Source organism: Cupriavidus necator N-1 (assembly GCF_000219215.1).
GTDB classification, from domain to species: Bacteria; Pseudomonadota; Gammaproteobacteria; order Burkholderiales; family Burkholderiaceae; genus Cupriavidus; species Cupriavidus necator.
Genome location: NC_015727.1, coordinates 855,297 through 880,686 on the forward strand (window position 1 = coordinate 855,297; position 25,390 = coordinate 880,686).

Here is a 25,390-nt window from a genome sequence, read left to right on the forward strand (position 1 = left end):
AGGAGACTTCCCGATCATGTCCCGCTTTGTCCATGTCGCCGCAGCCCAGCTCGGCCCGATCCAGCGCAGCGACTCGCGCCGCGACGTCGTCGCCCGCCTGCTGGCCCACCTTCACCATGCCCACGAGATGGGTTGCCACCTCGTAGTGTTCCCCGAGCTGGCGCTGACCACTTTCTTCCCGCGCTGGTACGTGGAAGATCCCGAAGCACTCAACGCCTTCTACGAGCGCGAGATGCCCGGCCCCGAGACGCGCATCCTGTTCGACACCGCCGCGCGGCTCGGCATCGGCTTCTACCTCGGCTATGCGGAACTGGCGCTGGAGGGCGGCGTGGAACGGCGCTACAACGCCGCCATCCTCGTCGGCCGAGACGGCAAGACCATCGGCAAATACCGCAAGGTGCACCTGCCCGGCCACGACCAGCATGAGCCGTGGCGCGCCTTCCAGCACCTGGAAAAGCGCTATTTCGAGCCGGGCGACGACTTCGGCGTCTGGCAAGGCTTCGGCGGTGTCATGGGCATGGCGCTGTGCAACGACCGCCGCTGGTCGGAGACCTATCGCGTGATGGGCCTGCAAGGCGCCGAGATGATCCTGCTGGGCTACAACACGCCCGTGCACAACCCGCCCGCGCCGGAGCACGACGACCTGTCGATGTTCCACAACCACCTGGTGATGCAGGCCGGCGCCTACCAGAACGGCACCTGGGTGGTCGGCGTGGCCAAGGCCGGCAAGGAAGAAGGCTGCGAGATGATCGGCGGCACCTGCATCATTGCGCCGTCGGGCGAGATCGTCGCGGCCTGCTCGACCAAGGGCGACGAACTGGCGATCGCGCGCTGCGACCTCGACCTGTGCCAGTCGTACAAGAGCACGACCTTCAACTTCGAGCGGCACCGCCGCCCCGAGGCGTACGGCCGGATCACCAGCCAGCGCGGCGCGACACCGCCGCAGGCGCTGGCGGCTGCGTAGCCGGCGCACTTTTCCGCCCCTAACCCAATCGAGAAAAAAAGAAATGCAGGCGCCTTCCGGCGCCCGCAGGGGGCGTTGTTGTCTCACCAAATCCAAAGGAGGAACACAGTGAGCGATTCCCTGCATTCCGCGCCGACGCTTCACGCCCCGGCCGCGACCCCTAACGCGACGTCAGACACCATAGCAGCGCACGACAACGCGCTCTACCGCAAGGTGGCCTGGCGGCTGCTGCCCTTCCTGATGGCCTGCTACGTGGCAGCCTTCCTGGACCGCGTCAACGTCGGCTTTGCCAAGCTGCAGATGCTGGACCAGCTCAAGTTCAGCGACACGGTGTACGGCCTCGGCGCCGGCATCTTCTTCATCGGCTACTTCCTGTTCGAAGTGCCGAGCAACGTGCTGATGCACCGCATCGGCGCCAAGAAGACGCTGGCGCGCATCATGGTCCTGTGGGCCTGCATCTCGGCTTGCATGGCACTGACCAAAACGCCGACGCAGTTCTACATCCTGCGTTTCCTGCTGGGCGCCGCCGAGGCAGGCTTCTATCCCGGCATCATCTTGTACCTCACCTACTGGTTCCCGTCGCACCGCCGCGGCCAGGTGATCGCCGTCTTCATGACCGCGGTGCCGGTGGCGGGCATCCTCGGCGGACCGCTGTCGGGCTGGATCATGGAAAGCATGCACCAGCACCACGGCTTTGCCGGCTGGCAATGGATGTTCCTGCTCGAGGCGATTCCGTCGGTGGTGCTGGGCCTTGCCGTGCTCTGGTACCTGGACGACAGCATCGCCGAGGCGCGCTGGCTGAGCGCGGCCGAGAAGCACCGCCTCGCGCACAACATCGCAGCAGAGAAGGCAAGCAAGACCGAGCATGTGTCGCTGCTGAAGCTGTTCCGCGACCGCCGCGTGATCCATATGGCGCTGATCTGCTACTGCACGGTCTCCAGCCTGTCTGGCCTCGCGTTCTGGATTCCGTCAGTGATCCGCTCGACGGGCGTGGTCTCGCTACTCGACGTCGGCCTGCTGACGGCGATCCCGAACGCGTTCGCGGTGGTGTCAATGATCCTGGTGTGCCGGCATTCCGACAAGACGCGCGAGCGGCGCTGGCACATGGTCATCCCGTTTCTCGTCGGCGGCACCGGCCTCGCGCTCAGCACGATGTTCAGCCATAGCCCGGCGTTCGCGGTAGCGATGCTGTCGGTGGCTGCGGCCGGGTGCATGGTCTGCTCGCCGCTGTTCTGGAGCCTGCCGACCGCCTTCCTCGAAGGGCGCAGCGCGGCGGCCGGCATTGCGGCAATCAATTCCTTCGCCGGCCTCGCCGCTTTTGCCAGTCCCTATGCGATCGGCTGGATCAAGGACCTAACCGGCTCGACCGACTGGGGCATGTACTTCCTCGCTTCCTTCACCGTGATCGGTGCGCTGCTGGTGCTGCGCGTGCCGGCTGCGCTGGTCAACCGCTGACAACAAGAGAAATACCATGATGATCGATCCAGCAAGCAATCTCAGTGATGTCGCATCACTGGCACGCGAGATGGTGCGCATTCCCAGCCTGTCCGGACAGGAGGGCGACCTGGCCGCGCTGCTGTCACGCCGCATGGCCGAAGCCGGCTTCACGTCGGTGACGACGGACCGCAACGGCAGCGTGCTCGGGCTGATCGGCCCTGAGGGCGCCGACGTGGCGCTGCTGTTCGATGGCCATATGGACGTGGTGCCGGTCACCGGCACGTGGCGCTTCGAGCCGTTCGGTGGCACCATCCACGACGGCCGATTGTATGGACGCGGCAGCACCGACATGAAGGGCGGCATTGCCGCCGCCATCTGCGGCGTCGCCGCTGCGGCGCGGGAGCGGCCGCTGCGCAAGCGCATCGCGGTCTCCGCCAGCGTGCTCGAGGAAGTCATCGAAGGGCATGCGCTGGCCTCGGTGCTGGGCCGGTGCAAACCAGATGCGGTGGTCATCTGCGAACCGTCGAAACTGCAGGTCAAGACGGGACAGAAAGGCCGGCTGGAAATCCAGCTCACCTTCCAAGGCAAACCCGCGCATGCGGCGACGCCGCACCTCGGTGTCAATCCGCTGCTCGCCGCCGCGCGCGCGCTGACGGCGCTGGAAGGCCTGCAATTGCCGGTCGATCCGGTCCTTGGCGCCGCGCTGCTGGTGCCGACGGACATCGTCTCTTCGCCGTATCCGTCGATTTCGATGATCCCGACGTCGGCCACCATCCGCTTTGACCGCCGCACCCTCGACGACGAGACGCGCGACGACGTCCTCGGCCAGATCGAAGCGTGCCTGCGCGCCGCCGGCCTGCAGGACTTCGCACTGGCGGTATCCGACGACGAGGTGCGGACCTTTACCGGCGAATCGGCACGGCCAACCCGCTGGCTACCGGCATGGCAGCAGCCGGAGGGCACCCCGCTGGTGCAGGCTGCGGTGCGCGCCATCGCGCAAGCCGGGCGTTCGCCGCAGGTCGGAAGCTGGGCATTCTGCACCAACGGCTCCGAATCGGCCGGCCGCCGCCGCATCCCCACCATCGGGCTGGGGCCGGGGTGCGAGGAGGACGCGCATACCATCGATGAATCGATCGCGCTGGAACAACTGGAGGGAGCAAGCGAGATCTATCGCAACCTGGTGCTTGAAATGGCCTGACACTGCAGCTGAACTGCACGCTGCTTCACAGCATGCGCACCGCCTCATCGAGCAACTTTTATGGGCGACATGCCCTGCCAGTCTCTTTGTTGGCAGCTCAAGACTTGCGCAGCAGGGCTGCCGCATAAGTCCGCCACCCCTGAGACGGTGCGCTTCTAGCCCAGTGTCCAGCAATTGCCGGTGGCGCATACGATGGGGCGGTGGCGTGCTGTTACCTTGACTTTGGCAGTGGGTCTATAGAGTGAAAAGCATGCCACGCGAATCCACGCCCATGCTTTCGACCAATTCGACCAAGCAACTTCCGCTATTCCCCCACGCACCCAAACCCCGCAACGATGTGAGGAGCCGGCCCTGCTTTTGATGGCATGCTCGGGCACGAAGCTCGATCGGGATGCGCGCGCCATCGACCTATACCGGGACGTGATGTATGAATCGTACCGGGCGCACGTGCGCAGCGATGCGGCGCCCCGCGTCCTGATCCTGTCCGCGCGTCACGGTTTCCTGCAGCCCGACACCGAGATTGCCCCCTACGATGAGCGCATGACGCGGCAACGCGCCGACCAGATGCTCTCTGACTTGTCGCGCTACCTTCGGCCTGCTTCCTGGCCAACTCGCGTCGGCACAGTGATGCTCGCCGGAGGCAAAGAGTATCGGCGCGTCATGCGCGCGGCGCTGGCCCGCCGGTACGGACCCACGCTGCCGCCTGTCCTGCAGGAAACCAGTGGTGGCATCGGGATGCAGCGGTCGCAACTCGGCGCCTTCCTTGACGGATTGCAGCCGGCGTTCCGCGACCAAATCGGCCAGCACGCCAACGGCACACCGCTCTATCGCGCGTATGGATGGATCAAGGCCGGCGCCCTCGCCACCCTGCTCTACCGGGCGGCGCCCGCTCTTCCCTCGCGCCAGGCTCGCGTGCTCTCGGTCTTCAAGGGGCCGAGCGGCCCCACCGCCGACGTTGAAGTGGAAGAGTTCGTGCGCGGCCGCGCCAACATCCGCCCGCGTTGGGTCAGCGTCAGGGAACTCCACCTTTCCACCGAGGTACCGGCATGAGTGATTTTGACCGACAACTGCATCGGGATGCAGTTGACCTGTGCCAAACCGGTCCAGCTACGCACGCAAACTCGTGGCGTTGGCCCATGCAGGGCTGAAGGCGTGGGCAAAGGTCGGCAATCTGCAGTTCCCGCCCGAAAAGCGGTATGCAGTACTCCAAGAAATCGTGCGCTACTGCGCCGAGGAATGCCTGTTGGCGTGCTGCTTCACGCAGGCGGACCGCTTGGGGCGGATCGCGGACGGCTGGACGCCGCCTACCTTCGCTACGCCTGCACTCGCGCAAGACTCGCCGCGCGCCGCAACCGTTATGGGCGGCCGCAGTTTTGCCCCCCTATTTGCAAGCGATATCCACCGCGCAGCGGTGGCAGGTGTGTGGAATGGGGTAAATTCAGTATATAACAGTGGGCATGACGCAAACTCCCTCTGGTTCAGCAACCAGCAAGCCAACGCAGGCGTACCGGGACTGGCAGGCTCGCGAAGCGGCCGGCGCTGATCGCTGCCCCCTTCTCGTCGCGCTCGATCATCCATCACCAGGCGATATTCGAGCATTTTCGTCGGCACCGCTGGCACGAGACACGACCATTGCCTCCTTCGGCACGGCCGGCGTCGACGCGTTCTGGCAAACCCCCAATGGCCGCACATACTCCCAGGCCACCCGCATGCGGTATGTGAAGCTGCTGGACCGGCTGGCCGCCCACAAGGCGTCAGCAGTACCTGTGTGTCATGGACGAAGCCCAGGCCCTTATCGACCGGAAACGCAGTGCGCGCCCTTGAGTGGACGGCGTGGGCGAGGGCGGATTTGCTGGCGATCGTCGACTACATTTCCGACGACAATCTTGATGCGGCGCAGCACCTGAAGGACGAGCTCCAGGCGAAAGCGGCATGCCTGCCGGAACACCCTTGGCTCTATCGGTGACCTACTCCCCCGGCGCCGGCTTCGGCAACCTATCAACAATTAGGAAATTCCAATAAATTCAGTAGGTTAGGAGAAGTGCTTCTATTGGATGGTCGTTTGATGGCGAGCTCACAGATGCTTCCTAAGTATTCTTTCATGTGTCGCTGACCCAGGCCTCATGGATAAAACTGGCCCGCCCGAGCGTCGGGCAGACCGCAGCACTCGTTACCAGAGCCAGCGGAGGTCGCTAGTCTTGGCGCCCGTCGTTTGTTATGCACTGCCGCCACTTTCAAGCAGGAAAGCGGCGCGCGCTTAACCCGCCGATACCTTCAGCCGCCAGGACCGGTTGGGCCCAGCCTCATATTGCGTCCCCGCCTTGCGCCAGCGAGTGTCTCGCCGCTTGCACTTGCTGATAAAGACCGGGCAGGTCAAGATTTTCCAGTCAATCCCCAGGTCCACTTTGTAATACCCGTGCGCCACGGCGTTGCATTTGATAGGCGAAGGCAAGGGGCAGCTCGGGATGTGCTGCCGCAAAGTCAGGATGGTGACCCTCGATATTGACCCAACTCGGCCCTGGCGAGATTGTCGAACCCACATCGCGCATGCTTTTGCCACTGTGAATTTCGTCCGGGACGTGGCGCGTGCGCCGTCCGATACAATGTTTGAGCTGATCCTGAACCGTTTCCCGACTGCCGTCCATGCTGAAGCCTGCCGCCACCCTGCGAATCGAACTGCTGGACGTGACACCCCTCGTTTGGCGAAGGTTTGTGGTGCCCGCGCATGTGCAACTGCCCAAGCTGCACAAGATCATCCAGACGGTGATGGGCTGGGAAGACAGTCACCTCCATCTGTTTGACTTTGGCGGCACGGCATACGGTGTGCTGGACGACGAGTTTCCAGACGACCTCACTCGGTCCGAGAAGGGCGTGCGGCTGGATAAGGTGCTTGGCTCAGCCACCCAATTCCAATACCGCTATGACTTCGGGGACAACTGGCGGCATCGCATCGTGGTCGAGGCGCTGGGTGCGCCAAACCTGTGCTTCACGCTTCCGATTTGCTTGGCCGGCGAGAACGCGTGCCCACCTGAAGACGTCGGTAGCGTCGCCGGCTATGCTGAGTTCCTGCAAGCCTTGGTGGATCCGGAACATCGCCAGCACGACGACTACCGAACCTGGGTCGGTGGGATTTTCGATCCCGCGGGATTCGACGTGAATGCAGTCAATGCCAGTCTGCGTACCCTGCGATAAGGGATGCGTTTGATTGGGCGGGCCCCGTGCTCCGCTTACGCAAAGAGCGCGGCAACATCATCTCACTGGGTCCCCGGCTACGGCTTACCACCGGTCCCCAGTGTGGGGTTGCTTTAGACTTGGCCACGGCCGCTAACCCGTGCATAGCGAGCGCAGCAGGGTTGCGACGTTGGCACGGCTGGTCGCTTGCACACGGGTCATGAGGTCATGACCAATTTGCCCCAATCCGTAGGTCTCAGCGATATCGTGTTGGAGGCGAGACCATAGGCCACTGGTGACCTCAGCGTCGGCCATTGCTCGGTGCGCCCGGCCGGCCATCGGCAAGTGCAGCATCTTCGCTAGCGTCGCTAGCTTGTGATTCTGTGCCTGCGGGTAAACGCGTCGCGCAACAAGCATCGTACAGGCGAACGACTGCGGTGCCGACATGCCGAGGTGAGCCAGCTCCGCCTGCCAAAACCTTCGGTCAAATCCCGCGTTGTGGGCCACCACGGGATAGTTGCCCACGAACTGTGCTGCTTCACGCATCACCGTCGATGCGGCGGGCGCCGATGCGATCATCTCGTTGGTAATGCCAGTCAGGCGCACCACCTCAGCAGGGATCCGCCTACCCGCATTCATCAAGCTTTGATAGCGGTCGACAACATTTCCGTCACGCATCAGGATGACAGCAATCTCCGTCGCTCGGTCACCTCGACTCGGCGACAGTCCTGTCGTTTCAAAATCAAGCACCGCAACGGTCTGCACGTGGCCCCTCTTGTCAGTCTGCGCACCGGGCCGCTTTTTGCCAAATGTTGGCGTGATCAGCGCGTACCAAGGAATGGCACCAGCACGGCATCCGCATTAAAGGGCATCATTCTCCCACGCTCTGGGTGCCCTGCCCCATTGGTAAGCCATGCTTTGGATACCAGGTGCGCGGATCCAGAGACGTTTGTTCGCGGCCGCGGCCTGACACAGTTATCGCGTCCGGATGTAGGCCCTGAACAGGCCCGGATGCAGGCCGCGCAGGGTCTTTCTTCGTTCGAGAAGTTCATGCTGCCGGCCTTCATGTTCGAGGCTCAACAGTTCAAGCATGATCCGCAGCCCCTGCTCTGGCAATGTATGCGTCGAGGACTCACACGCGCGCAGGAGAGCCGCCAGCCCCGGTTTGTCAGTCAGTGCCCACGCTGGAAACCACGCAAGATCCTCGATGGTGCCGTCTCCGTCGAAATTCGCATCGAATCGCCGACGTAACGCCAGCAAAGACGGATCCCCGAGCGATTGCATTAGCCCGCCAAGCCGCTTCGGCGACAGCCAGGCAAGCTCGACCAGGAGCGGCCACGCGGGTTCCAGCCCTTGGAGTCTGTAGACCGTCTCGGCCATCCATGCGAGCGGGATGGGAATACGTCGCCACGACTCGATCTGCTTGATGCTCTCGCGTGCCGCAGACCACTCCCCTGCGCGCATCCATAGCGGCGCGGCATGCCATTCTCATCTCGCGGTGAAATGGCAATGGTGAGGCGGCTTGCGCGGCGGCCCGCCACAGCGGTATGCACCAGGCCCTGCCCGCGACATCCCCGAATGCACGACTGCAGCCGGCTCGCTCGGCGAATAAAGGGCCTCGCACGTGTCACGGAGTGCAGACTGGCGATGTGATCAGGGACTCAAGCGCGGCAAGCACGTCATTGCGAAGCATGGTATCGCGGCTGTCTTCGAAGAGGTCGAGCTGCGTCGCGTGCTGCGCGAGATCGCGACTTGCGCGCTTCAGTCGCCGCGCCCTAGCCCCCGCCTCTCGCAGTGGCGCAATGCCCCCCGGAATGTACTTTCACGAAAGTGAAATTATTACCCCTCGTGATGGACCGCCGTTGGTTCCTTGTCGCCGTAGTGGCAGTGGTAGCCGCAGTTGATGCCGCCAACTGCAACAAATCTCGCGCACGACAACCCCATCGGCCCAGACGTGACGACCGGCAGTCCGTGGCAACGCGAGACTGCGCCGCATCGCCATGACTTTTCAGCCGAGCCGCTACGCTGAAAAGTCCGAGAGCCACGACCACCGATGTGGAAGTTGAGGAGAGCGTTCGGGGCCGCACGAAGATCTCCGCGCGCTGGGGCAAGGATTTGCAACCACTCACGATACAGGAGGCTGCGTGACCGATCTCCATCAAATGCTTGAAGCAAAAGCCCTATTCCAGCCGTTTCATGGCACATCTGAGGCGCTGATCGCCATGGCCCATGCCGGCTTTCGCGCCTGGGCCGAGGCGGACAATTTGAATTTCCCCGAGGAAAAGCGCTACGCCCTGCTGCACGAAGTCCTGCGCTACTGCGCCGACCGGTGCCTGCTGGCTTGTTGCTTCTCCCAGGAACGACGGCTGAGCGAGATCGCCGAGATGCTGGACGCAAGCTATCCCCGCTATGCGCTGACTCGAGCGCGCGTGTCTGCGCGGCGCAATCGCAATGGAAGACCGCGCTTTAAACCCCCCTCTGCTGCAAGCAATTCCGCCTCAGCGAGGCGGCAAGGTGTTGGGGGAAAGTCAAATTCAGTATATAACTTCGCCTATGACTGGAATGGACATCCTCTGGCTCTCGAACCCCACGCTTGCTTACCGTGACTGGCAGGCCCGCGAGGCGGCCGGCGCGGACAGGCGCCCCTTTGCTGAGCGCTCGATCGTGCAGCACCGGGCGATGTTCGAGCACTTCCGTCGGCACCTGCTGGCCCGGGGTACGTCGGTGGCCAGCTTCGGCACCGACGACATTGAAGCCTTCTGGCAGACCACGGAGGCGAAGACCTACTCGCAGGCCACCCGCATGCGGTACGTGAAGCTGCTGGATCGCTTGTGCCGGCATCTCGTCTTCGCCGGCGTGCGCGAGGACAACCCCGCCGCAGGCCTGCTTGCCTCGGTGCGCTGGCCAGAGGAAGAGCCCACACCGCAATACCTCGATGCGACAACTGACCAGCGCCTGCAGGCCTACCTCCAATCCCCCACCGAAGACTTGGCCAGCCTGCGCAGCCGCGCCATCGTGGCAATCTTTCTCGGGACGGGTATCACGGCGGCCGAGGCGCGCGTGGCGCGTATGGGCGACCTCCATCCCGACGCCGCGCCGTCGTACCTGTTCGTTCCAGCTCAGGGTCCAAGGGAGGCGCGCACCGTGCATCTGTCGGACTTTGCCGAGCCGCTGCTGCGCGACTGGCTGGCGCGCCGAAGGGCGCTACCGATCAAGGGCGATCGCCTCTTTACCCTGCGCCCGAACGGCCAGCCGATCACCGACATGAGCCTCGGCCGGATCGTCTCGGAGATACTCAATACGATCGGCGCCACAGATGTCGAGATGAGCCCGCGCACGCTGCGCAATACGTTCTGCCGCCGCCAGCTGCTCGCCGGCCTCCCGCGCGAGGAAGTCAGCCAGATGCTCGGGCTGGCCAGCAATCGCACGTGCGACCGGATCTTTGCCACCATCCAGCAGTCTGCGATCTAGCGCAGCGGCTAACGCCCTGGAGAAACCAGCAATGCCTGCGCTGTACGAGAGTCCCTTGGACATGCCGCTGGAAACGGCCAAGGCCCTCTACCGCCGCACGATTGAACCGAACGCGTCCTACGGCGAAGGCGAGGCCTGGTGGGCCGCTGTCGCGGCAGAAGTCGTGGCCGTTGCCGGCGCGGAGAATACCGCCGCGGCGGCCATCATCGCGTGGTGGCATCACGACTGGAGCCAGGTGGGCGATACGCCGAAGGCGGCAGCCGCGCGTTTACGCCGCGCATCCCGGGCCCTTTCGCGCCGGGTCAGCAAGTGAACTGCGGGGAATTTCCCGCTTGCAAGGATGCCGGCTTTTGCTATCCTTCGCTGGTGCGCTGCATGCCAGTACCGGCCTGCAGGCGCGCATCTCCAACCCGATACGACCATGGCCACGAAAGCTAAACCCGTAGCAAAGACCGCAACGAAGACCGCAACGAAGACCGCAACGAAGACCGCTGCAAAGAAGGCTGCCCCCGCCAAGAAGGCCGCTCCGACCAAAAACGGTGCAGCGGCCGCGCCGGTCGCAAAGCCGATCAAGGACACCTTCAACAAGTCCAGCCTGCTGGCACACTTGGTTGCCCAGACCGAGCTGGACAAGAAGACCGTGCAGACCGTGCTGGCTCACCTGGAAAATACCGTGCTGAGCGCGGTCCACAAGAAGGGCGCTGGCGAGTTCACCCTGCCGGGCCTGTTCAAGGTGGCGGCCATTCAAGTGCCGGCCACCAAGAAGCGTTTCGGCAAGAACCCGTTCACCGGCCAGGATCAATGGTTTGCTGCCAAGCCAGCCAGCGTGAAGGTGAAGGTGCGTCCGCTGAAGAAGCTAAAGGACGCCGCCTTGTAAGCTACCCCATCGTCCCACTGGGCAAAAGAAAGCCCCGGCATCTCGCGAGGTCGGGGTTTTTGCATGAACTGGGGCAGCGACCCATAGGGCAGCGCCCCATGAGTTGATTGGAGCGGGCTACACGTCCGCGAGGTAAGCCACGCAGCCGCTCCCGCTTTCGGTTCCGGCAATACGCTGGCCCTCGCGGCAGTCCGCGAAGTTCGACACATTGGCCTCAATCTCATTGGCCAACTGGCGCAGAAAATGCGCCGCCGCTGTCGGGCCGCCGGCCCCTTGGAAGGACTGGTCAGCCAGATCGATACCGATGATCAGGTCCACCGCGCTTGCGGCCCGAAAGCCCATGCTTGACGTGGTTCAGGAAGGCCTCGCGCAGGCCAAACGTGATGTCGTCGCTCTGACCGAGCTGGCGGGCCAGCGCGATCACGTCTGACCATGCCGTGCAGCCGCATAGTCCCTTGAGTTCCAGCGCGCTCCACTGGCTGGCGTAGAGAGCTTGACCTCGACCGCACCGGCACACAGGGCGCCTATGGCGTCGCGATCGACTATTTGGCGGTGCTCCTCGTCCACGACCCAGCGGATACGCACGAACTTGTCGGCCGCTTCAGCTGCGACGCGAGTGAGCTGCGCCATGCGGGCGGCCCGTCGAAGTCGATGCACAGCGTCTCGCGTGCCGGCGTCACCACCGGTCCTGTCTCTGCCTGCCCTGGCGCGACGCGCCATTGCAGATAGGTCTTGTCACCGATTTCGCCGTAGCGGAAGCGCCCGATCGAGCCCGGATAGCGACCAGCCGCCCCTCGCGATCCCATTGCTGGGCGCGGTGGATATGGCCGAGCATGAAGCCGTCGCATTCGGCGTCGAACAGCGCTCCAATGGTGAATTCATGATCGAATCCGGCCATCGGCACGCCATGCTTCGTCTGGCAACCGTTGACAGTACCGTGTGAGATACCCATCGTGCGGATGCCACGCGCGCGCAGCGAGCGGTTCACGGTCCCCGCGGCGGGCAGATAGGCTGCCAGATGGTCCCCTACAGCAGTCGCCGCATCGGATGTCCCCACGGCGACGGCGAGCATCGCCCTGTTCACCGTCGGCACGCAGGTGAAGACCACGTCCGGCATGCCATCGGCCAGCAGCGCCTCGATCTCCATCGGCGTGAAGAGCGCACTTACCGACGGGGTGAAACCGCCTTCGTGCAGCGCGACCTGGTGGATGCGGTCGGCAATATAGACCGGATAGCGGTTGCAAACGAGGCGAAACAGATCCAGCGTGCCGGCCGGCTCGTGCGAGAACGTGCCCTGCAGCATCACCACCGGCATGTGATCGGAGAGCTCACGGATACGCTCGGCCAGCACGCGCAGCGCCGGCGCGTGGGCGCGGCCTTGGTGAGAACCTTGCTACCGGGGCGGATCTTGCCAATGATGGGCGGCCGCGCGGGCCGCTCCTCTATGAAACTGCGGGGATGCCCGGAGTCGGTGTAGCCAATGGTTCGTTGCGTAGTGCGCTTCTCCTGCGTTCAAGGACTTGAACGACGGCAGCGCGAATGGATGCAGCATGCTCCCGAAGACGCAGGGCTGTGTCGGCCCCGCGCCGGGTCGTTACTTGGGAAAGGAACGCCGCTTGGGCGGGCTCCGCTAGACAGGCCACATGAGCGGCTGCACACAAACTGAGCCACGTACTGGGCTGGCCGACATAGTCGGACCGCCGGCGGGCGAGCATGGCCGCAATCGCGGCACGAATCTCGGAATTCTGTTCGATGGCAGGCAGCATGCTCAGCTCCTGTGTCGAGGGTTCCTACAAACAAAAAAAGCCCGCTCCGGCAATGCGGAAGCGACCTTGTTTGCAGGAAAACCCGTTGCCGCACCTCACCAGACGGTTAGCGTGAAACACCGTGAAGCACGTCCTCTGCTGAGCTTTTGCAGCAACGACTACCTCAGGCTGGCAAGCCACCCGGCGGTGATCGCGGCTTTAGCGGAGGGGCCCAGCGCTACGGCGCGGGTAGCGGCGCTTCCCCCCTCGGCAATGCGCATACGCTCGCCCACCACCAACTGGAAAGCGAGCTGGCCCGGCGGTTCGCGCCAAACATTCCCAAAGTGCGGGCGCTCTACTTCTGCACCGGATACATGGCCAACCTGGCGGTGCTGAGCGCGCTGGGCACGGCCGACGCCACCCTGTTTTGCGACAAGTTCATCCATGCCTCGTTGATCGACAGCGCGCTGCTGGGCCGGGCCACGATGAAAAGGTACCCACACTGCGACGTCACCGCGCTCACCAGGCAGCCTGCTGCCTGCAACAGCCCGCGCAAGCTGATCATGACCGACAGCGTGTTCAGCATGGATGGCGACGTGGCACCGCTCGCCGAAATGCTGGCGCTGGCCGAGCACCATGACGCCTGGATCGTGGTGGACGATGCCCACGGCTTTGGCGTGCTGGGGCAGCGAGGCCGCGGTGCACTGGAGCACCTGGGGCTCAACTCCGAGCGCCTGATCTATATCGGCACGCTGGGCAAGGCAGCGGGCGTGGCGAGAGCTTTTGTCGCTGCGCATCGGACGATTGTGGAGCATCTGGCCAACGTGGCCCGTCCTTACATCCACAGCCCGGCTGCGCCGCCGGCCATCGTCCATGCACTTCTGAGCAGCCTGGCGCTGATCGCAGGCCATGAAGGACGCGAGCGCCGCGACCACCTGATGCAATTGATCGGGCGGTTGCGCTATGACCTTCAAACCCTGGAGGTCCGGCATCCGCATGCTGGCTGGCAGCTCGCCGACAGCAGTACACCCATCCAGCCCCTGATCGTCGGCAACAACGAGGCCGCGCTATCCCTGTCCCAAGCGCTTGAGAACAACGGCATCCGCGTTACCGCGATCCGCCCGCCCACCGTGCCCAACGGTACGTCGCGCCTGCGGATCACACTGTCGGCGTCGCATACCACAGCCGACGTAACACGCTTGCTGGACAGCCTGTCCGCCATCATGGCCCGGTGAGGAGATGAATGAAGAATCTCTCACCTCATCGCCGTCGTTTCCGAACCGTGCCAGGCCGGAATCCGGCCGTGTCTGACTGCCAAAACAAGATCCCACAATGACCAGCATTGCCGACCGCACGACTGCTACCAACCAGACCACCACTCTCACCTCCAGGTCTCCACACCGGCCCCACAGCCGGGCATCGATGGCCGGAGCGTTGATCACCTGCGACCGCCTGGTCGACGGCGCCCTCCTGCGTACCCCTACCCGACCTACCACGCGCTGCGCGCGCTTGGCCCTATCCATTGGAGTGAAGAGTTCTTCGGTGGTGCCTGGCTACTGACCCGGCATGAAGATGTGAAGCCGTGCCGTGAAGTGAAATAGTTACGTTTGCGTAGTAAAACTGCTCCCTCTCCCGAAGGTATCGGTTGCGCCACCTGGAAAAGCCTTCACTGCAGCAATTCAGGCAGTAACGCGATAACACGTCTTTTGGCCTTCATCACACCATGAGGCAGAGGTCGGTGTGAAATGAACGGATCAATCAGGTGGAACGCTGGTTTGCCACCATCACCGAACAATACATCCGCCGCGCCACGCATCGCTCGACCCGAAAACTTGAGCAAGCTATCCGGCAATACCTTGACCTGAACAACGCCAACCCCAACCCTTTCGTGTGGACAAAGTCAGCCGATTACATCCTCGCCAGCATCAGGCGATTTTGTCTACGAATTTCTGACTCAGGACACTGATATGTATTGACCTTGTCAAGTTGGTTGGTTTCCTATTTTTGGCTGGTTGAACTCCAGTGTATTTGGGCCAGGGCCGGCGGTTCTTCGACGGTTGATCATTCTGATATGCGCGGGTTGGGTACCGCATGACAAATGATTCGTCGAGGAGCTGCCTCCGTCTAGTTTCGAGGGTTGTGCTGTTTCCAGTTGCCTCCTAGTGTGGGCGAGGATTCTCCACCGCTGCCGGACCTGGCCCAAATACACTGGTGTCTATCGGTTCGATTAGGGCCGTCTGACCTCTGCCTGCTGGCCGACCGCCCAAATAAAGCCCGTTAGTTCACGTGCAATCGCTGTACAGACCTGCACTGGCAGTTTGCCGCGCGCGCTCAGGTGACGATAGCGATGACACAGCCGTTTCTGCGCTTCCCAGGCAATCCCCTGGATCTCTGTCGTGGTGCGTTCGGCACGACGCTGGAGGGTGGCGGTCTTTCGCGCTGGATGCCGATAGGTCCAGGCCGCCTCGACCAGCACTCGCCGCACATGGCTGTTGCCGGCCTTGGTAATACTGCCTCGTCGTTCGCGCTTGCCGCTGGAATGCTCGCTTGGCACCAGTCCGAGATAGGCCATCAACTGCGGCGCGTCGGTGAAGCGGCGCAGATCGCCAAGCTCGGCCACCACCGTCACGGCAGTGATCAGGCTCACGCCGCGCAGAGCCATTAGGGCCTCGATCACCGGCCAAACCGGGCTGTCTTGCACCGCGCGCGCGATCTCCTGCTCCAGGCGTGCCACACGCTGGCTGCAAGCCTTGACCGTATCGATGTATTCCTGCAGCACGATCTGCTGCACCGGGTAGGCAAACTTGATCCCCTCGAGCCAGCGCCAGTGCGCTTGGGTCCAGCGGGATTTACCGCTATAGCGGTGGCCATGGCGTGACAGAAACGACAACAATCTTTGCTTGGCCTGCCGCTGCAGATGCTTCATGTCCTCGCGTGCACGGGTGAGGTCGCGTAAGGCCTCCTGGGCTTCGCCGGGGACCCAGACCGCGGTCAGTTCGCCGGCCCGGTGCAGCCGGGCCAGGCTCAGGCTGTCGCGGCGGTCGGTCTTGACGCGTTCGCCAGGCTTGCGCGGAATCAGCGAAGGGGCGACCACCTGACAGTCCTGCTTCAGATCACGCAGTTGCCGATACAGCACGTAGCCACCCGGCCCCGCTTCGTAGCAAAACGAAAGTCGGGCTCCGTCACGTTTGAGTTGCGTAACCAGCTTCCTGATCACCTCCGGCGTATTCCCGATCTCGCCGACATACCTGACGTCGCCAGCTGTGTCCGCCACCGCCACGGCAATGGTTTCTTGGTGGACATCCAGGCCCACGTACTTGCTAAACTTGTCCATGACCTGCCCCCTCAATTGTGGCTCTGGGCCGTTGGTTTAACCCACCTCAAGCCTAATCCACGTCGCTTGAGGTGCGGCAGGTCAATACATTCTGTCTAGTTGAAAAGTGCGATTTTACACAGCCTCAGCCAGTACCAGCTGGAGGCGCATGGGGAGGCCGCCAGTCGATGAGGCTGAAGGGAAGACAATCGCGCCCCTGATCTGAAGGTCTGCTCTCGAGCGGTTATCGTCCCTTCCGCAACCTCCAATGCCATGCCAATAGCCGCGGATCCGACAAGCGACGCTCCACAGCACCACATTGATCCCTGAGCCGCGCGTGATGTACCCAATCCGGGGAATCCATGCTCACAAACTACCCGATCGGGTAGCTATCGCCTGACCGGCCGATATCTACACTGCCTCCTCAACGAACATCACAGCATGGAGGCGCGAGTTTGGAAATCGACATCAATTTTGTCGACCGCCACGTATTGGTCTTCGGCGGGACGACTGGAATCAACTTCGACGTTGGGCAGGCATTTGCCAGGCGAGGCGCCCGCGTCTGCGTCGTGAGCCGCAAGCGCGAGAACGTCGATGGGGCGGTGGCTGCGCTCCTCGGTCACGGCGCGCTGGTTCACGGAGCCTGCGCGGACGTGCGCGACTTCGACGCGGTCGGCGCGGCGATCGACGGTGCGGTCAGCCGGTTCGGGCCCATCGACGTACTGGTCTCGGGTGCGGCCGGCAATTTTCTCTGCGAGGCGAATGCGATATCGGCGAATGGCTTCCGCGCGGTCGTCGATATCGATCTGATCGGAACATTCCACGTGCTTCGGCAGGCGTATGGGCATCTGCGCAAGCCCGGCGCGTCGATCATCAACATAACTGCGCCACAGGCAACCGTGCCAATGCGCTACCAGGCGCATGCAGCCGCGGCGAAGGCCGGCATCGATCAGCTCACGCGAGTGCTCGCGCTCGAATGGGGGGCGGATGGCGTACGCGTGAATGCGATCTCGCCCGGTCCAATCGACGCGACGGAAGGCTTCCGCAAGCTGATTGCCCGAACCGACGCGGAACTGGCGGCTGCCGAAGCCGCCGTGCCTCTGCGCCGGTTCGGTACTACGTCCGACATCGCAAATCTCGCGCTGTTCCTGGCGTCGCCGTACGCGTCGTACATATCCGGTGCCGTAGTTCCCTGCGACGGCGGGGGCGCGCTCGACAGCGTCAAGCCGGCAATCGAGCGCGCAGGCGCAGATTTTCCGGACCGGGTATAGCGCCGCCGGCGACAGCAAGACGATGCGGGCAATCCATAGCCCGCAACTACCCGGACGGGTGGCGGAAGCCACCCCACCCCTACCTAGACTAATTCCGCAATCAGCACACAAACACAGGAGACAACATGAAACCCCCCTCAATTTCCATGCTGCACTGCCGTACGATCCCGCAATGCGGGCGTCCCGCCGTTTCGCGCGCCACGCGCAGGACCGGTCGCTGAGCCGGCCCCCGGGCAGGCATTACACGAAGCGGGAGAGCCCATGAGAGTCCCATCCGATGGCAACCATGATGCCTCGCCGAGCACAAGAAGCACCAGGCTCGCGCGGCATCGCCTGATCAATATCGACAACGGCGGCACGCTGACCGACATCTGTGTGATGGACGGCGAAAGGGTCGTCCGCACCAAGACGCTGACGACGCCGCACGATCTGTCGCAATGCCTGTTCGACGGGCTACGCAAGGCATCCGAAGCGGTCTACGGCAAGGAAGACCTCGAGGCGCTGCTGTTGTCGACCGAGGCGATCCGCTACTCGACGACACAAGGCACGAACGCACTGGTCGAGCGCAAAGGTCCGCGGCTCGGGCTCGTCGTCGGCGGTTCGCTGGCGGTTGATCGAGTGCGTGCCGCCGACGGTGCGACCGACCTGTTCGACGCAGTGATCGGTGGCCGCGCGATCGCCCTGTCCGGTGAGTCGCCTGAAGCGGAAGCCGTGCGCGCCGTCGGCGAGCTCGCCGCGTCGGGCGCGAACCGGATCGTGATCTCGATCGGCGGGCCGGAGCGCGCGCAGATCGAGCATCACCTGAAACGCAAGCTGCTGCGCAGCTTCCCCCCGCACCTGCTCGGCGCGCTGCCGATCCTGTACGCGCACGAAGTGGCCGACGACGCCAACGACGTCCGCCGCACCTGGACTGCGCTATTCAACGCCTTCCTGCATCCGGCGATGGAGCGCTTCCTGTACAGCGCAGAGCAGAAGCTGCGCGAAGCGCGCGCGCAAAGCCCGCTGCTCGTGTTCCGCAACGATGGCCATGCCGGGCGTGTCGCGAAGACCATCGCGCTGAAGACATACAGCTCAGGCCCGCGAGGGGGCATGGAAGGCGCGCGCGTGCTGGCGGAACACTATGGGCTGAAACACCTGCTGTCGATGGATATCGGCGGTACGACGACCGACATCGGCCTCGTCGATGAGCGCGGCGTGCGCGCAGACCGGCACGGCAATGTCGAAGGCGTGGCGACGTCGTTCGCGCTCTGCAACGTCGTGAGCGCTGGTGTCGGCGGCAGCTCGATCATCCGCGCGGACGGCGACCGGATCGCGGTCGGTCCCGAAAGCGTCGGCAGTGCGCCCGGGCCGGCCTGCTTCGGCCTCGGCGGCACGCTGGCGACGATCACCGACGCGTTCACATTGTCCGGCATGCTTGATCCGGCGTCGTTCTTTGGGGGCAAGCTGCGGCTCGACAAAGAGCGTGCGCGTCAGGCAATCCGCACGCACGTAGCCGATCCGATGAAGATGGGCGACATGGAAGCGGTGTCGGCCATGGAAGCCGCCTGGGTGAAGAAGGTCGCCGGCAGCCTCACCGACTACACGCCGATCCGGCGCGACACCACGCTCGCGGCATTCGGCGGCGCGGGTGCGCTCGTGGCATGTCGTGTCGCGGACGCGATAGGGGTGAAGCGCGTCCTGATCCCGGGGCTGGCGGCTGTCTTTTCTGCATACGGCATCGGTTTTTCGGACGTCGGCCACAGCTTCTCCGCGCCGGTTGCCGAAGCGACCAACAGCGCGCTCGCCGCCGCGATGGATGCGCTCCTCGTGCAGGTGTCGCGGGCCATGTTCGGCGAGGATGCGGCGATCGACGACTGCCGCCTGGTCTACACCCTCGAAGCTGCGACTCCCGACGGCCAGACCGTCGACTACGCACTGCAAGGACAGACGCTGCCAGCGGGCATAGCGCCGGATGCAACCCTGTCCGTCTCGCTCACCGCCATCAAGCGCATGCCGCAGGCGAAGCTCGACGGCCGTTTCGATGAAGACGGCCACCAGGTCGCCGTCACCCACGACACGCGTCTTGTCGTCATCGACGGTCATCAGGCGGAACTGCCGCTTTATCGCGTCAGCGACCAGCCGAAGGGCGTCGCCGTGAGCGCAGCCGGTCCAGCGGTGCTCGAGGAGGACTTCTTCACCGGGCGCATCGACGCCGGCTGGCACTTCCAAATCAATTCCGCGGGAGACATCCTTCTCAGCCGTCGCGAGGAGAACGAGCAATGAAAGTCTTGATTACCGAAACCCTGCGCATCGACCTCGACACGGAGCAGTGGGAATGCCGGCGCTGCGGCCACGCGCACGGCAGTGCACGCGACAACTACAAGCGCGGCCTGCTGGTCCACGACCGCGATCCGCGCGAAATCCACAAGCCACTGCTCGATACGAAACGCTATGCACGCACGTATTCGCCGGATCCGGACTGGTGCCGCATCCTCGAATACTACTGCCCGGAATGTGGGGTCCTGGTGGAGGCGGAGTATCTGCCGCCCGGCCATCCGCCTTTGCACGACATTGAACTGGATATCGACGCACTGAAGACGCAATGGAAGGACCGGCCCGAGATGAGCGAGCCCGCGCAAGCCCCCGACCTGGCGCTCGAACGGGTCAAACTGCAGCGCGCCCTGCATGCGGCCGCTCATCACCGGTGCGGTGCCGGTGCCGAAGCCGACGTGTCATCCACTTGAGAATACGGGGAGAATCCACCATGAAACGTGTTTCCGTCGACATTGGCGGCACCTTCACGGACTGCTTCGTGGCCTGGGGCGATCAGTGTGTTGAAGGCAAGTCGCTCACCACGCATCACAATCTCGCGGTCGGCTTCAACGACTCGCTCGCCGACGCCTGCCGTCAGCTCGAGCTGACGCCGCCACAACTGCTATCTGAGGTCGATTCGGTCCGCTATGCGACGACGCTGGGAACCAACGCGCTGATCGAGCGCAAGGGGCCGCGCGTCGGCCTGCTGGTCACGACCGGTTTCAAGCACACGGTGCCGTTGTCGCGCGCCCGCGGCTACGGGGAAGGACTGACCGAGCCCGAGCAGATGGACATCCCGAACGCGGCCCGGCCAGAACCGCTCGTCTCGATCCCGCTGATCCGCGAGATTCGTGAGCGCATCGACTACCTGGGCCAGGTGTTCTGGACGCTCGACGAGGATGACGTGCGACTGCGCATCCGGGAGCTCGTCGACGCCGGCGCGCAGGCGCTCGTGGTCATGTTCACGAACAGTGTCGTCAATCCCGTCCATGAACTGCGAGTGCGCGAGATCTTCCTGGAGGAGTATCCGGCCCACATGCTCGGCGCGATTCCGATCCTGCTGTCGCACCAGGTCGTCGGCCGTAAGGGCGAGTATTCGCGCGCCACGTCATCGATCATCGACGCGTTCCTGCACCAGATCATGTACCACGGCCTCGGCACGCTCGAACTGAATCTGCGCCAGCAGGGTTACGCGAAGCCGATGCTCGTCAATCACAATTCCGGTGGTATGGCGCAGCTCAACTCGACCGATGCGCTGCAGACTGTCCACTCCGGCCCGGTCTCGGGTATTGCCGCCAGCGAATACCTCGCTGCCGCGGCAGAACTCGGCAACGTCGTGGCCACCGATATGGGAGGCACGAGCTTCGATATCGGCATCGTCGTGCAAGGGGGGCAGAAGTTCTACGATTTCAATCCGGTGATCGACCGCTGGTTGGTCAGTGTACCGATGGTCCATCTCGTCGCGCTCGGCGCGGGCGGCGGCTCGATCGCACGCTACGAGCGGATGTACAAGACGGTCGAGATCGGCCCGCAGTCGGCCGGTTCCGATCCCGGTCCCGCATGCTACGACCGCGGCGGCCAGCACCCGACCGTCACCGACGCCGACCTGTTGCTTGGCTATCTCGACCCGAAGAACTACGCGAATGGCCGCATTTCGCTCAATCCGCGCCGCGCGAAGCAGGCGATGCAGGACGATCTTTGCGATGAACTCGATCTCGACGTCATCGATACCGCGAAACTGATCAAGAAGCAGGTCGACGCGTCGATGGCGAACGGCATCGCGACGGAGCTGCGCACGCGCGGCTACGAGCCGAAGGACTTCACCGTGCTCGCCTATGGCGGCAACGGGCCGCTACATGCCTGCGGAATCGCCGCGGCGCTAGGCATCACGAAAGTGCTGGCGCCGCCGTACTCGTCTACCTTCTCCGCATGCGGCGCGGGGACCGTCAATCAGATGCACATCCACGAGATGAACACCTGGACGGTCCTCTTCAACCCGAATACGAAATCATTCTTCATGGACTACGACACCTTCAACAAAGGCGTCGAGGAACTCGAGCGACGCGGGCGGGAAGACCTCGAACGGCAGGGCATGGATCCAACGCAGATCCGGTATCGCCTTGAGCTCGACATGCGCTATGGCAACCAGCGCGTGCAGACGGCGGTCGTCACGCCGATCTCCCGCCTCAAGACGCAGCGCCACGTGCTGACGCTGATGGAACTGTTCCACGAGAGCTACGGCGCACGCTTCGGAGACGGGTCGCAGAGTCCGGAGACTGGCGTGCGGATCAACACCTTGCGCGTGTGCGCATACGTCGAGCAGCCGTCGGTCAAATTCGCCAAGCTCGCCGTCACTGATAACCCGCTGCCGCCGCCTGAGCCGGTCGGCTGGCGCGAATGCCATTTCGTCGGCCACGACGGCCCCATTCGCACGGCGATCTATGACGACCGGGCACGGGCGGAACGCACGCAGATCGAAGGCCCGGCCGTCATCACCACGCGCGCGACCACCTACCTCGTGGAACCCGGCTGGATCTACCAGGCCGTGGCCCAAGGCGGCGCATGGTTCCTGCGCAAATAAGTTCCGAGTGCGCTAAACGCAAGCGAAGGAGTTCGACATGCAAGACGAAATCACCGCGGAAGACCGGGCGCTGCTCGACAAGTTCATCGCCGACAACACGCTGTTCCTCGGTCCCGACCCCGAGATCATGCGCAATCACAGCATCCTCCCGCGGTCGAAGACCGAGCACGAAGTGCTCGAGCGCGGGGTCGATCCGCACCAGGTCCACCATGTGCGCGGATTGATCAACTCGGCGTTGTCCGAGGCCTTTACGATGGTGAACCAGATGGGTGCCGCGCCAGGCGCGAAGTGGGGCGACCTCGTTACCGCCATCTACACTGCGCAGGGCGACCTGTCGATGATCGCGCCGCACGGCATCATCGCGTTCGCCGCCTGCTGCTTCTATCCGATCCGTTTCATTATCAAGAACTGGGTGAACGATCCCACGGTCGGCGTAAAGGACGGCGACGGCTTCATCCACAACGATGCGCGCTACGGTGGCATCCACAACACCGACCAGTCGATGATGATGCCGCTCTTCTACAAGGGCGAGCTGGTCTGCTGGCTGTCGTCGACGATCCACGAGGGCGAGAACGGCTCCACCGAGCCGGGCGGCCTGCCCGCGCGCGCCGAGAGCAAGTACGACGAAGGCATCAAGATGTCGCCCTTCAAGATCGTCGAGAACTTCGAGCTCAAGCGCGACCTCGTCACGTTCCTGCAGAATTCGGTGCGCGATCCCCGCCTGCAGCTCGAGGACATGAAGGTCAAGCTGCATGCCGTGCTGCGTCTGCGTGAGCGCATCATTTCCCTGCTGGACCAATATGGCCGCGATGCGCTGATCGGCACGCTGCGCACCCACCTGGAGGATGTCGAAACGGAGATGCGCCGCCGCATCCGCGAGCTGCCCGATGGCACCACGCGCGTCCTGCAGTTCATGGATTCGACGCTGCGCGAGAACGCGTTGCAGAAGATCTCCTGTGCGATCACAGTGAAGGGTGAACGGATGATCATGGACTTCCGCGGATCGTCGCCACAGTTCCTGAACCGCTCGGTGAACACGAATATTGCGTCGTTCAAGGCGGCGCTCTGCACCGGCCTCCTGCAGAACATCTGGCCAGACCTGCCGCATACGATGGCGGTATTATCGCCGATCGAGATCATCACGGACCGCAACTCGATCCTCGACGCCGAGGGCGAGATGCCGCAGGCAATGAGCTTGATGCCGCTGTTCAAGGGCTGCGTGGTCTGGACGATTCCGATGAACAAGCTCAGCTACAGCCTCCCGCATCGTTATTCGGCGGTGATCGCGTCGCAGTACGACCAGGCCGCGACCTTCATCTATGGTGGCCTCACGCAGCACGGTGACGTAACCGGAAACTTCTGCGCCGACATCAACGGCAACGGCCAGGGCGCGCGCAGTCACGCCGACGGGGAGCATTCGATATCGCCCGTGTTCGGCTTCATGTGCGACACCGGCGAGCACGAGATCGCGGAGGAAGACACGCCGATCATCCGGCTCGGCGCGCAGCGGCTCGCCAAGGACCGGATCGGCTGGGGCAAATACCGCGGGGGCATGGGCTACGAGCAAATCGCGACCGCGCGCGGCTCGGGGCTGTGGGGGTTCATGACTGGCTGCGAAGGGTCGAAGTTCCCGTCGGCGCAGGGCCTGTTCGGCGGATACTCATGCCCGAGCTATCAGCTCATGAAGATCAAGGGCATCAACATCTTCAAGGTGCTGGAGGAGAATCCGAAGGCCGTCGAAGCGTTCGATATCGTGGAGCTGATGAACAAGCAGCCGATTCCCGGCGCGCAGTACAGCAGCCACGATATGGGCATGACGTTCGAGATCTGCAACGAGGGCGAGATCTACATGATCTGCCAGGGCTCCGGCGGCGGCTACGGCGACGTGCTTGAACGCGACCCAGAACTGGTCATGAAGGACTTGCGCGAAGACCTGATGTCGCACGACAATGCGCGCGACATCTACAAGGTGGTCTACGACGAGGACACGCTCGTCGTGAACGTGGAGGCGACCGCCGAGGCGCGGGCAGTGGAACGGCTCGCACGCATCGCACGCGGCCGGCCATTCGACGCGTTCTGCCAGGAATGGGTGACGCCGCAGCCGCCCGCAACGTTGCCCTACTTCGGTAGCTGGGAGGACAACACCAAGATCTATGCGACGACGATGGGCCAGCGCATCACGATGCCGGCTGATCAGATGCAAGGCGCGTTCATGCCCGATCCGAAGGACGTGCGCATAGCAGAACTCGAGGCGCAGATCAATGCAATGGAGGCGCGGACATGAGCCGGCTCGACGGCCGCTGTGCGGTGGTCACCGGCGCGGCGCGCGGCCTTGGCCTCGCCACCGCGCGCCGGTTGGCCGCCGCCGGCGCGCACGTGCTGCTGTCCGACACGTGCGCGGACGAAGGCGAGGCGCAGGCCGGCATCCTGCGGGGCGAAGGCCATGACGCCTATTTCGTCGCGCACGATGTGACCGATCCCGCCGACTGGGCAGCGCTGCTCGACGTCGCTGTAGGACGCTGGGGGCGGGTGGACATCCTGGTCAACAACGCGGGCATCGCCGAGATCGCCGATATCGAAACGCTCGACTTCGCCGGCTGGCGACGTACGCTGTCGGTGAATCTCGACAGCGTCTTCCTTGGCACGCAGGCCGCGATTGCACGGATGAAGGTCTCGGGCGGCGGCGCAATCGTCAATGTCGCGTCGATCGAGGGGCTGGTCGGCGAACCGCTCCTGCCGGCGTACAACGCCAGCAAGGGCGGCGTGCGCCTGTTGACGCGGTCGGCGGCCATTCATTGCGCCAGCCGCGGCTACGGCATCCGTATCAACGCGGTATGCCCAGGATTCGCCAACACACGCATGATCTCGGGCGCGGTCGGCACGATGTCGCCGCGAGACGCAGACACATTTGCGTTGCGGCTGATGTCCCGCATTCCGATGCATCGCTTTGCCGATCCCGACGAGATCGCGCGTGCCGTCGTCTTTCTCGCCTCGGACGATTCTTCATACATGACGGGTGCCGACCTCGTGATCGATGGCGGCTACACGGCGTGTTGAACAGGGAGACACA

20 protein-coding genes and 4 pseudogenes are annotated in these 25,390 nt (G+C 63.7%); 18 read left to right on the forward strand and 6 right to left on the reverse strand.

Annotation, left to right across the window (positions count from 1 at the left end):
• Positions 1-16 precede the first annotated feature (16 nt).
• From CNE_RS33960 to CNE_RS33985, 6 genes and pseudogenes are all read left to right on the forward strand, one after another.
• Positions 17-964: an N-carbamoyl-D-amino-acid hydrolase gene (locus CNE_RS33960; RefSeq protein ID WP_013959275.1), complete on the forward strand. Its 948-nt coding sequence runs from the start codon at positions 17-19 to the stop codon at positions 962-964.
• A 120-nt stretch (positions 965-1,084) separates the two neighbouring features.
• Complete coding sequence (locus CNE_RS33965) at positions 1,085-2,419, forward strand: MFS transporter (protein ID WP_041229280.1); 1,335 nt, start codon at positions 1,085-1,087, stop codon at positions 2,417-2,419.
• Between the two features lie 16 nt (positions 2,420-2,435).
• The gene (locus tag CNE_RS33970; RefSeq protein WP_013959277.1) at positions 2,436-3,599 is read left to right on the forward strand and encodes a YgeY family selenium metabolism-linked hydrolase; all 1,164 of its coding nucleotides are present in this window, start codon (positions 2,436-2,438) and stop codon (positions 3,597-3,599) included.
• A 360-nt stretch (positions 3,600-3,959) separates the two neighbouring features.
• Positions 3,960-4,649, forward strand: a complete 690-nt coding sequence (locus tag CNE_RS33975; RefSeq protein ID WP_238553153.1) for a DUF6884 domain-containing protein — start codon at positions 3,960-3,962, stop codon at positions 4,647-4,649.
• A gap of 760 nt (positions 4,650-5,409) precedes the next feature.
• Positions 5,410-5,562, forward strand: a pseudogene (locus tag CNE_RS33980) (type II toxin-antitoxin system RelE/ParE family toxin); the annotation flags it as partial.
• Between the two features lie 680 nt (positions 5,563-6,242).
• The gene (locus CNE_RS33985) at positions 6,243-6,791 is read left to right on the forward strand and encodes a plasmid pRiA4b ORF-3 family protein (RefSeq protein WP_013959281.1); all 549 of its coding nucleotides are present in this window, start codon (positions 6,243-6,245) and stop codon (positions 6,789-6,791) included.
• Positions 6,792-6,923: 132 nt separating this feature from the next.
• Here CNE_RS33985 and CNE_RS33990 read toward each other — a convergent pair whose 3' ends face one another.
• Together CNE_RS33990 and CNE_RS33995 are read right to left on the reverse strand one after the other, a co-directional pair.
• A complete protein-coding gene (locus CNE_RS33990) occupies positions 6,924-7,535 on the reverse strand; it encodes a 3'-5' exonuclease (RefSeq protein WP_013959282.1) in 612 nt (203 codons plus the stop codon).
• A 210-nt stretch (positions 7,536-7,745) separates the two neighbouring features.
• Positions 7,746-8,234, reverse strand: coding sequence for a hypothetical protein (locus CNE_RS33995; RefSeq protein WP_013959283.1), 489 nt, complete (start codon positions 8,232-8,234; stop codon positions 7,746-7,748).
• Positions 8,235-8,914: 680 nt separating this feature from the next.
• Here CNE_RS33995 and CNE_RS41920 point away from each other — a divergent pair.
• From CNE_RS41920 to CNE_RS34010, 4 genes are all read left to right on the forward strand, one after another.
• The gene (locus CNE_RS41920) at positions 8,915-9,376 is read left to right on the forward strand and encodes a hypothetical protein (protein ID WP_193351103.1); all 462 of its coding nucleotides are present in this window, start codon (positions 8,915-8,917) and stop codon (positions 9,374-9,376) included.
• Positions 9,324-10,241, forward strand: a complete 918-nt coding sequence (locus CNE_RS34000; protein WP_041229065.1) for a tyrosine-type recombinase/integrase — start codon at positions 9,324-9,326, stop codon at positions 10,239-10,241. Before CNE_RS41920 ends, CNE_RS34000 begins: the two co-directional genes overlap by 53 nt.
• Positions 10,242-10,302: 61 nt before the next feature.
• Complete coding sequence (locus CNE_RS34005) at positions 10,303-10,554, forward strand: hypothetical protein (protein WP_238553225.1); 252 nt, start codon at positions 10,303-10,305, stop codon at positions 10,552-10,554.
• A gap of 108 nt (positions 10,555-10,662) precedes the next feature.
• Positions 10,663-11,118 (forward strand): HU family DNA-binding protein, encoded by a 456-nt coding sequence (locus CNE_RS34010; protein WP_041229066.1) that lies wholly within the window; start codon positions 10,663-10,665, stop codon positions 11,116-11,118.
• Positions 11,119-11,235: 117 nt separating this feature from the next.
• Here the strand turns inward: CNE_RS34010 and CNE_RS34015 are convergent, their stop codons facing one another.
• From CNE_RS34015 to CNE_RS43360, 3 genes and pseudogenes are all read right to left on the reverse strand, one after another.
• Entirely contained in the window at positions 11,236-11,436 is a 201-nt protein-coding gene (locus tag CNE_RS34015) for a hypothetical protein (RefSeq protein ID WP_041229283.1), read from the reverse strand.
• Positions 11,437-11,607: 171 nt separating this feature from the next.
• Positions 11,608-12,502: pseudogene (locus tag CNE_RS34020) on the reverse strand (metallophosphoesterase family protein); the annotation flags it as partial.
• Between the two features lie 58 nt (positions 12,503-12,560).
• Positions 12,561-12,884, reverse strand: a complete 324-nt coding sequence (locus CNE_RS43360) for a DUF7696 family protein (RefSeq protein WP_080569686.1) — start codon at positions 12,882-12,884, stop codon at positions 12,561-12,563.
• Positions 12,885-12,974: 90 nt separating this feature from the next.
• Here CNE_RS43360 and CNE_RS34025 point away from each other — a divergent pair.
• Positions 12,975-14,098, forward strand: a pseudogene (locus CNE_RS34025) (8-amino-7-oxononanoate synthase); the annotation flags it as partial.
• A 518-nt stretch (positions 14,099-14,616) separates the two neighbouring features.
• A pseudogene (locus CNE_RS40100) lies at positions 14,617-14,829 on the forward strand (IS630 family transposase); the annotation flags it as partial.
• Positions 14,830-15,090: 261 nt separating this feature from the next.
• Here the strand turns inward: CNE_RS40100 and CNE_RS34030 are convergent.
• Complete coding sequence (locus tag CNE_RS34030) at positions 15,091-16,197, reverse strand: IS110 family RNA-guided transposase (protein WP_013958931.1); 1,107 nt, start codon at positions 16,195-16,197, stop codon at positions 15,091-15,093.
• A 434-nt stretch (positions 16,198-16,631) separates the two neighbouring features.
• On the opposite strand from CNE_RS34030, the gene CNE_RS34035 reads away from it, so the two are divergent.
• The 6 genes from CNE_RS34035 to CNE_RS34060 all read left to right on the forward strand — a co-directional run bounded on the left by CNE_RS34035 (position 16,632) and on the right by CNE_RS34060 (position 25,377).
• The gene (locus tag CNE_RS34035; protein ID WP_013959292.1) at positions 16,632-17,447 is read left to right on the forward strand and encodes an SDR family oxidoreductase; all 816 of its coding nucleotides are present in this window, start codon (positions 16,632-16,634) and stop codon (positions 17,445-17,447) included.
• A gap of 261 nt (positions 17,448-17,708) precedes the next feature.
• Entirely contained in the window at positions 17,709-19,709 is a 2,001-nt protein-coding gene (locus tag CNE_RS34040) for a hydantoinase/oxoprolinase family protein (RefSeq protein ID WP_013959293.1), read from the forward strand.
• Positions 19,706-20,170, forward strand: a complete 465-nt coding sequence (locus CNE_RS34045) for an acetone carboxylase subunit gamma (RefSeq protein WP_013959294.1) — start codon at positions 19,706-19,708, stop codon at positions 20,168-20,170. The genes CNE_RS34040 and CNE_RS34045 overlap by 4 nt, the downstream gene beginning before the upstream one ends.
• Positions 20,171-20,190: 20 nt before the next feature.
• Positions 20,191-22,320 carry a hydantoinase/oxoprolinase family protein gene (locus tag CNE_RS34050; RefSeq protein ID WP_013959295.1) on the forward strand — a complete coding sequence of 710 codons (2,130 nt, stop codon included), beginning with the start codon at positions 20,191-20,193 and terminating at the stop codon, positions 22,318-22,320.
• 37 nt (positions 22,321-22,357) lie between these two features.
• Positions 22,358-24,604, forward strand: a complete 2,247-nt coding sequence (locus CNE_RS34055) for a hydantoinase B/oxoprolinase family protein (protein WP_013959296.1) — start codon at positions 22,358-22,360, stop codon at positions 24,602-24,604.
• Positions 24,601-25,377 carry a glucose 1-dehydrogenase gene (locus CNE_RS34060; RefSeq protein WP_013959297.1) on the forward strand — a complete coding sequence of 259 codons (777 nt, stop codon included), beginning with the start codon at positions 24,601-24,603 and terminating at the stop codon, positions 25,375-25,377. The genes CNE_RS34055 and CNE_RS34060 overlap by 4 nt, the downstream gene beginning before the upstream one ends.
• The last annotated feature ends 13 nt before the right edge of the window (positions 25,378-25,390 follow it).

Bases quoted from the DNA above. Each gene is read 5' to 3' on its own strand.
- CNE_RS33960 (WP_013959275.1), top strand. From the start codon at position 17: ATGTCCCGCTTTGTCCATGTCGCCGCAGCCCAGCTCGGCCCGATCCAG.
- CNE_RS33970 (WP_013959277.1), top strand. From the start codon at position 2,436: ATGATGATCGATCCAGCAAGCAATCTCAGTGATGTCGCATCACTGGCA.
- CNE_RS33975 (WP_238553153.1), top strand. From the start codon at position 3,960: ATGGCATGCTCGGGCACGAAGCTCGATCGGGATGCGCGCGCCATCGAC.
- CNE_RS33985 (WP_013959281.1), top strand. From the start codon at position 6,243: ATGCTGAAGCCTGCCGCCACCCTGCGAATCGAACTGCTGGACGTGACA.
- CNE_RS33995 (WP_013959283.1), bottom strand. From the start codon at position 8,234: ATGCGCGCAGGGGAGTGGTCTGCGGCACGCGAGAGCATCAAGCAGATC.
- CNE_RS34000 (WP_041229065.1), top strand. From the start codon at position 9,324: ATGACTGGAATGGACATCCTCTGGCTCTCGAACCCCACGCTTGCTTAC.
- CNE_RS34005 (WP_238553225.1), top strand. From the start codon at position 10,303: ATGCCGCTGGAAACGGCCAAGGCCCTCTACCGCCGCACGATTGAACCG.
- CNE_RS34010 (WP_041229066.1), top strand. From the start codon at position 10,663: ATGGCCACGAAAGCTAAACCCGTAGCAAAGACCGCAACGAAGACCGCA.
- CNE_RS43360 (WP_080569686.1), bottom strand. From the start codon at position 12,884: ATGCTGCCTGCCATCGAACAGAATTCCGAGATTCGTGCCGCGATTGCG.
- CNE_RS34030 (WP_013958931.1), bottom strand. From the start codon at position 16,197: ATGGACAAGTTTAGCAAGTACGTGGGCCTGGATGTCCACCAAGAAACC.
- CNE_RS34040 (WP_013959293.1), top strand. From the start codon at position 17,709: ATGAGAGTCCCATCCGATGGCAACCATGATGCCTCGCCGAGCACAAGA.
- CNE_RS34045 (WP_013959294.1), top strand. From the start codon at position 19,706: ATGAAAGTCTTGATTACCGAAACCCTGCGCATCGACCTCGACACGGAG.
- CNE_RS34050 (WP_013959295.1), top strand. From the start codon at position 20,191: ATGAAACGTGTTTCCGTCGACATTGGCGGCACCTTCACGGACTGCTTC.
- CNE_RS34055 (WP_013959296.1), top strand. From the start codon at position 22,358: ATGCAAGACGAAATCACCGCGGAAGACCGGGCGCTGCTCGACAAGTTC.
- CNE_RS34060 (WP_013959297.1), top strand. From the start codon at position 24,601: ATGAGCCGGCTCGACGGCCGCTGTGCGGTGGTCACCGGCGCGGCGCGC.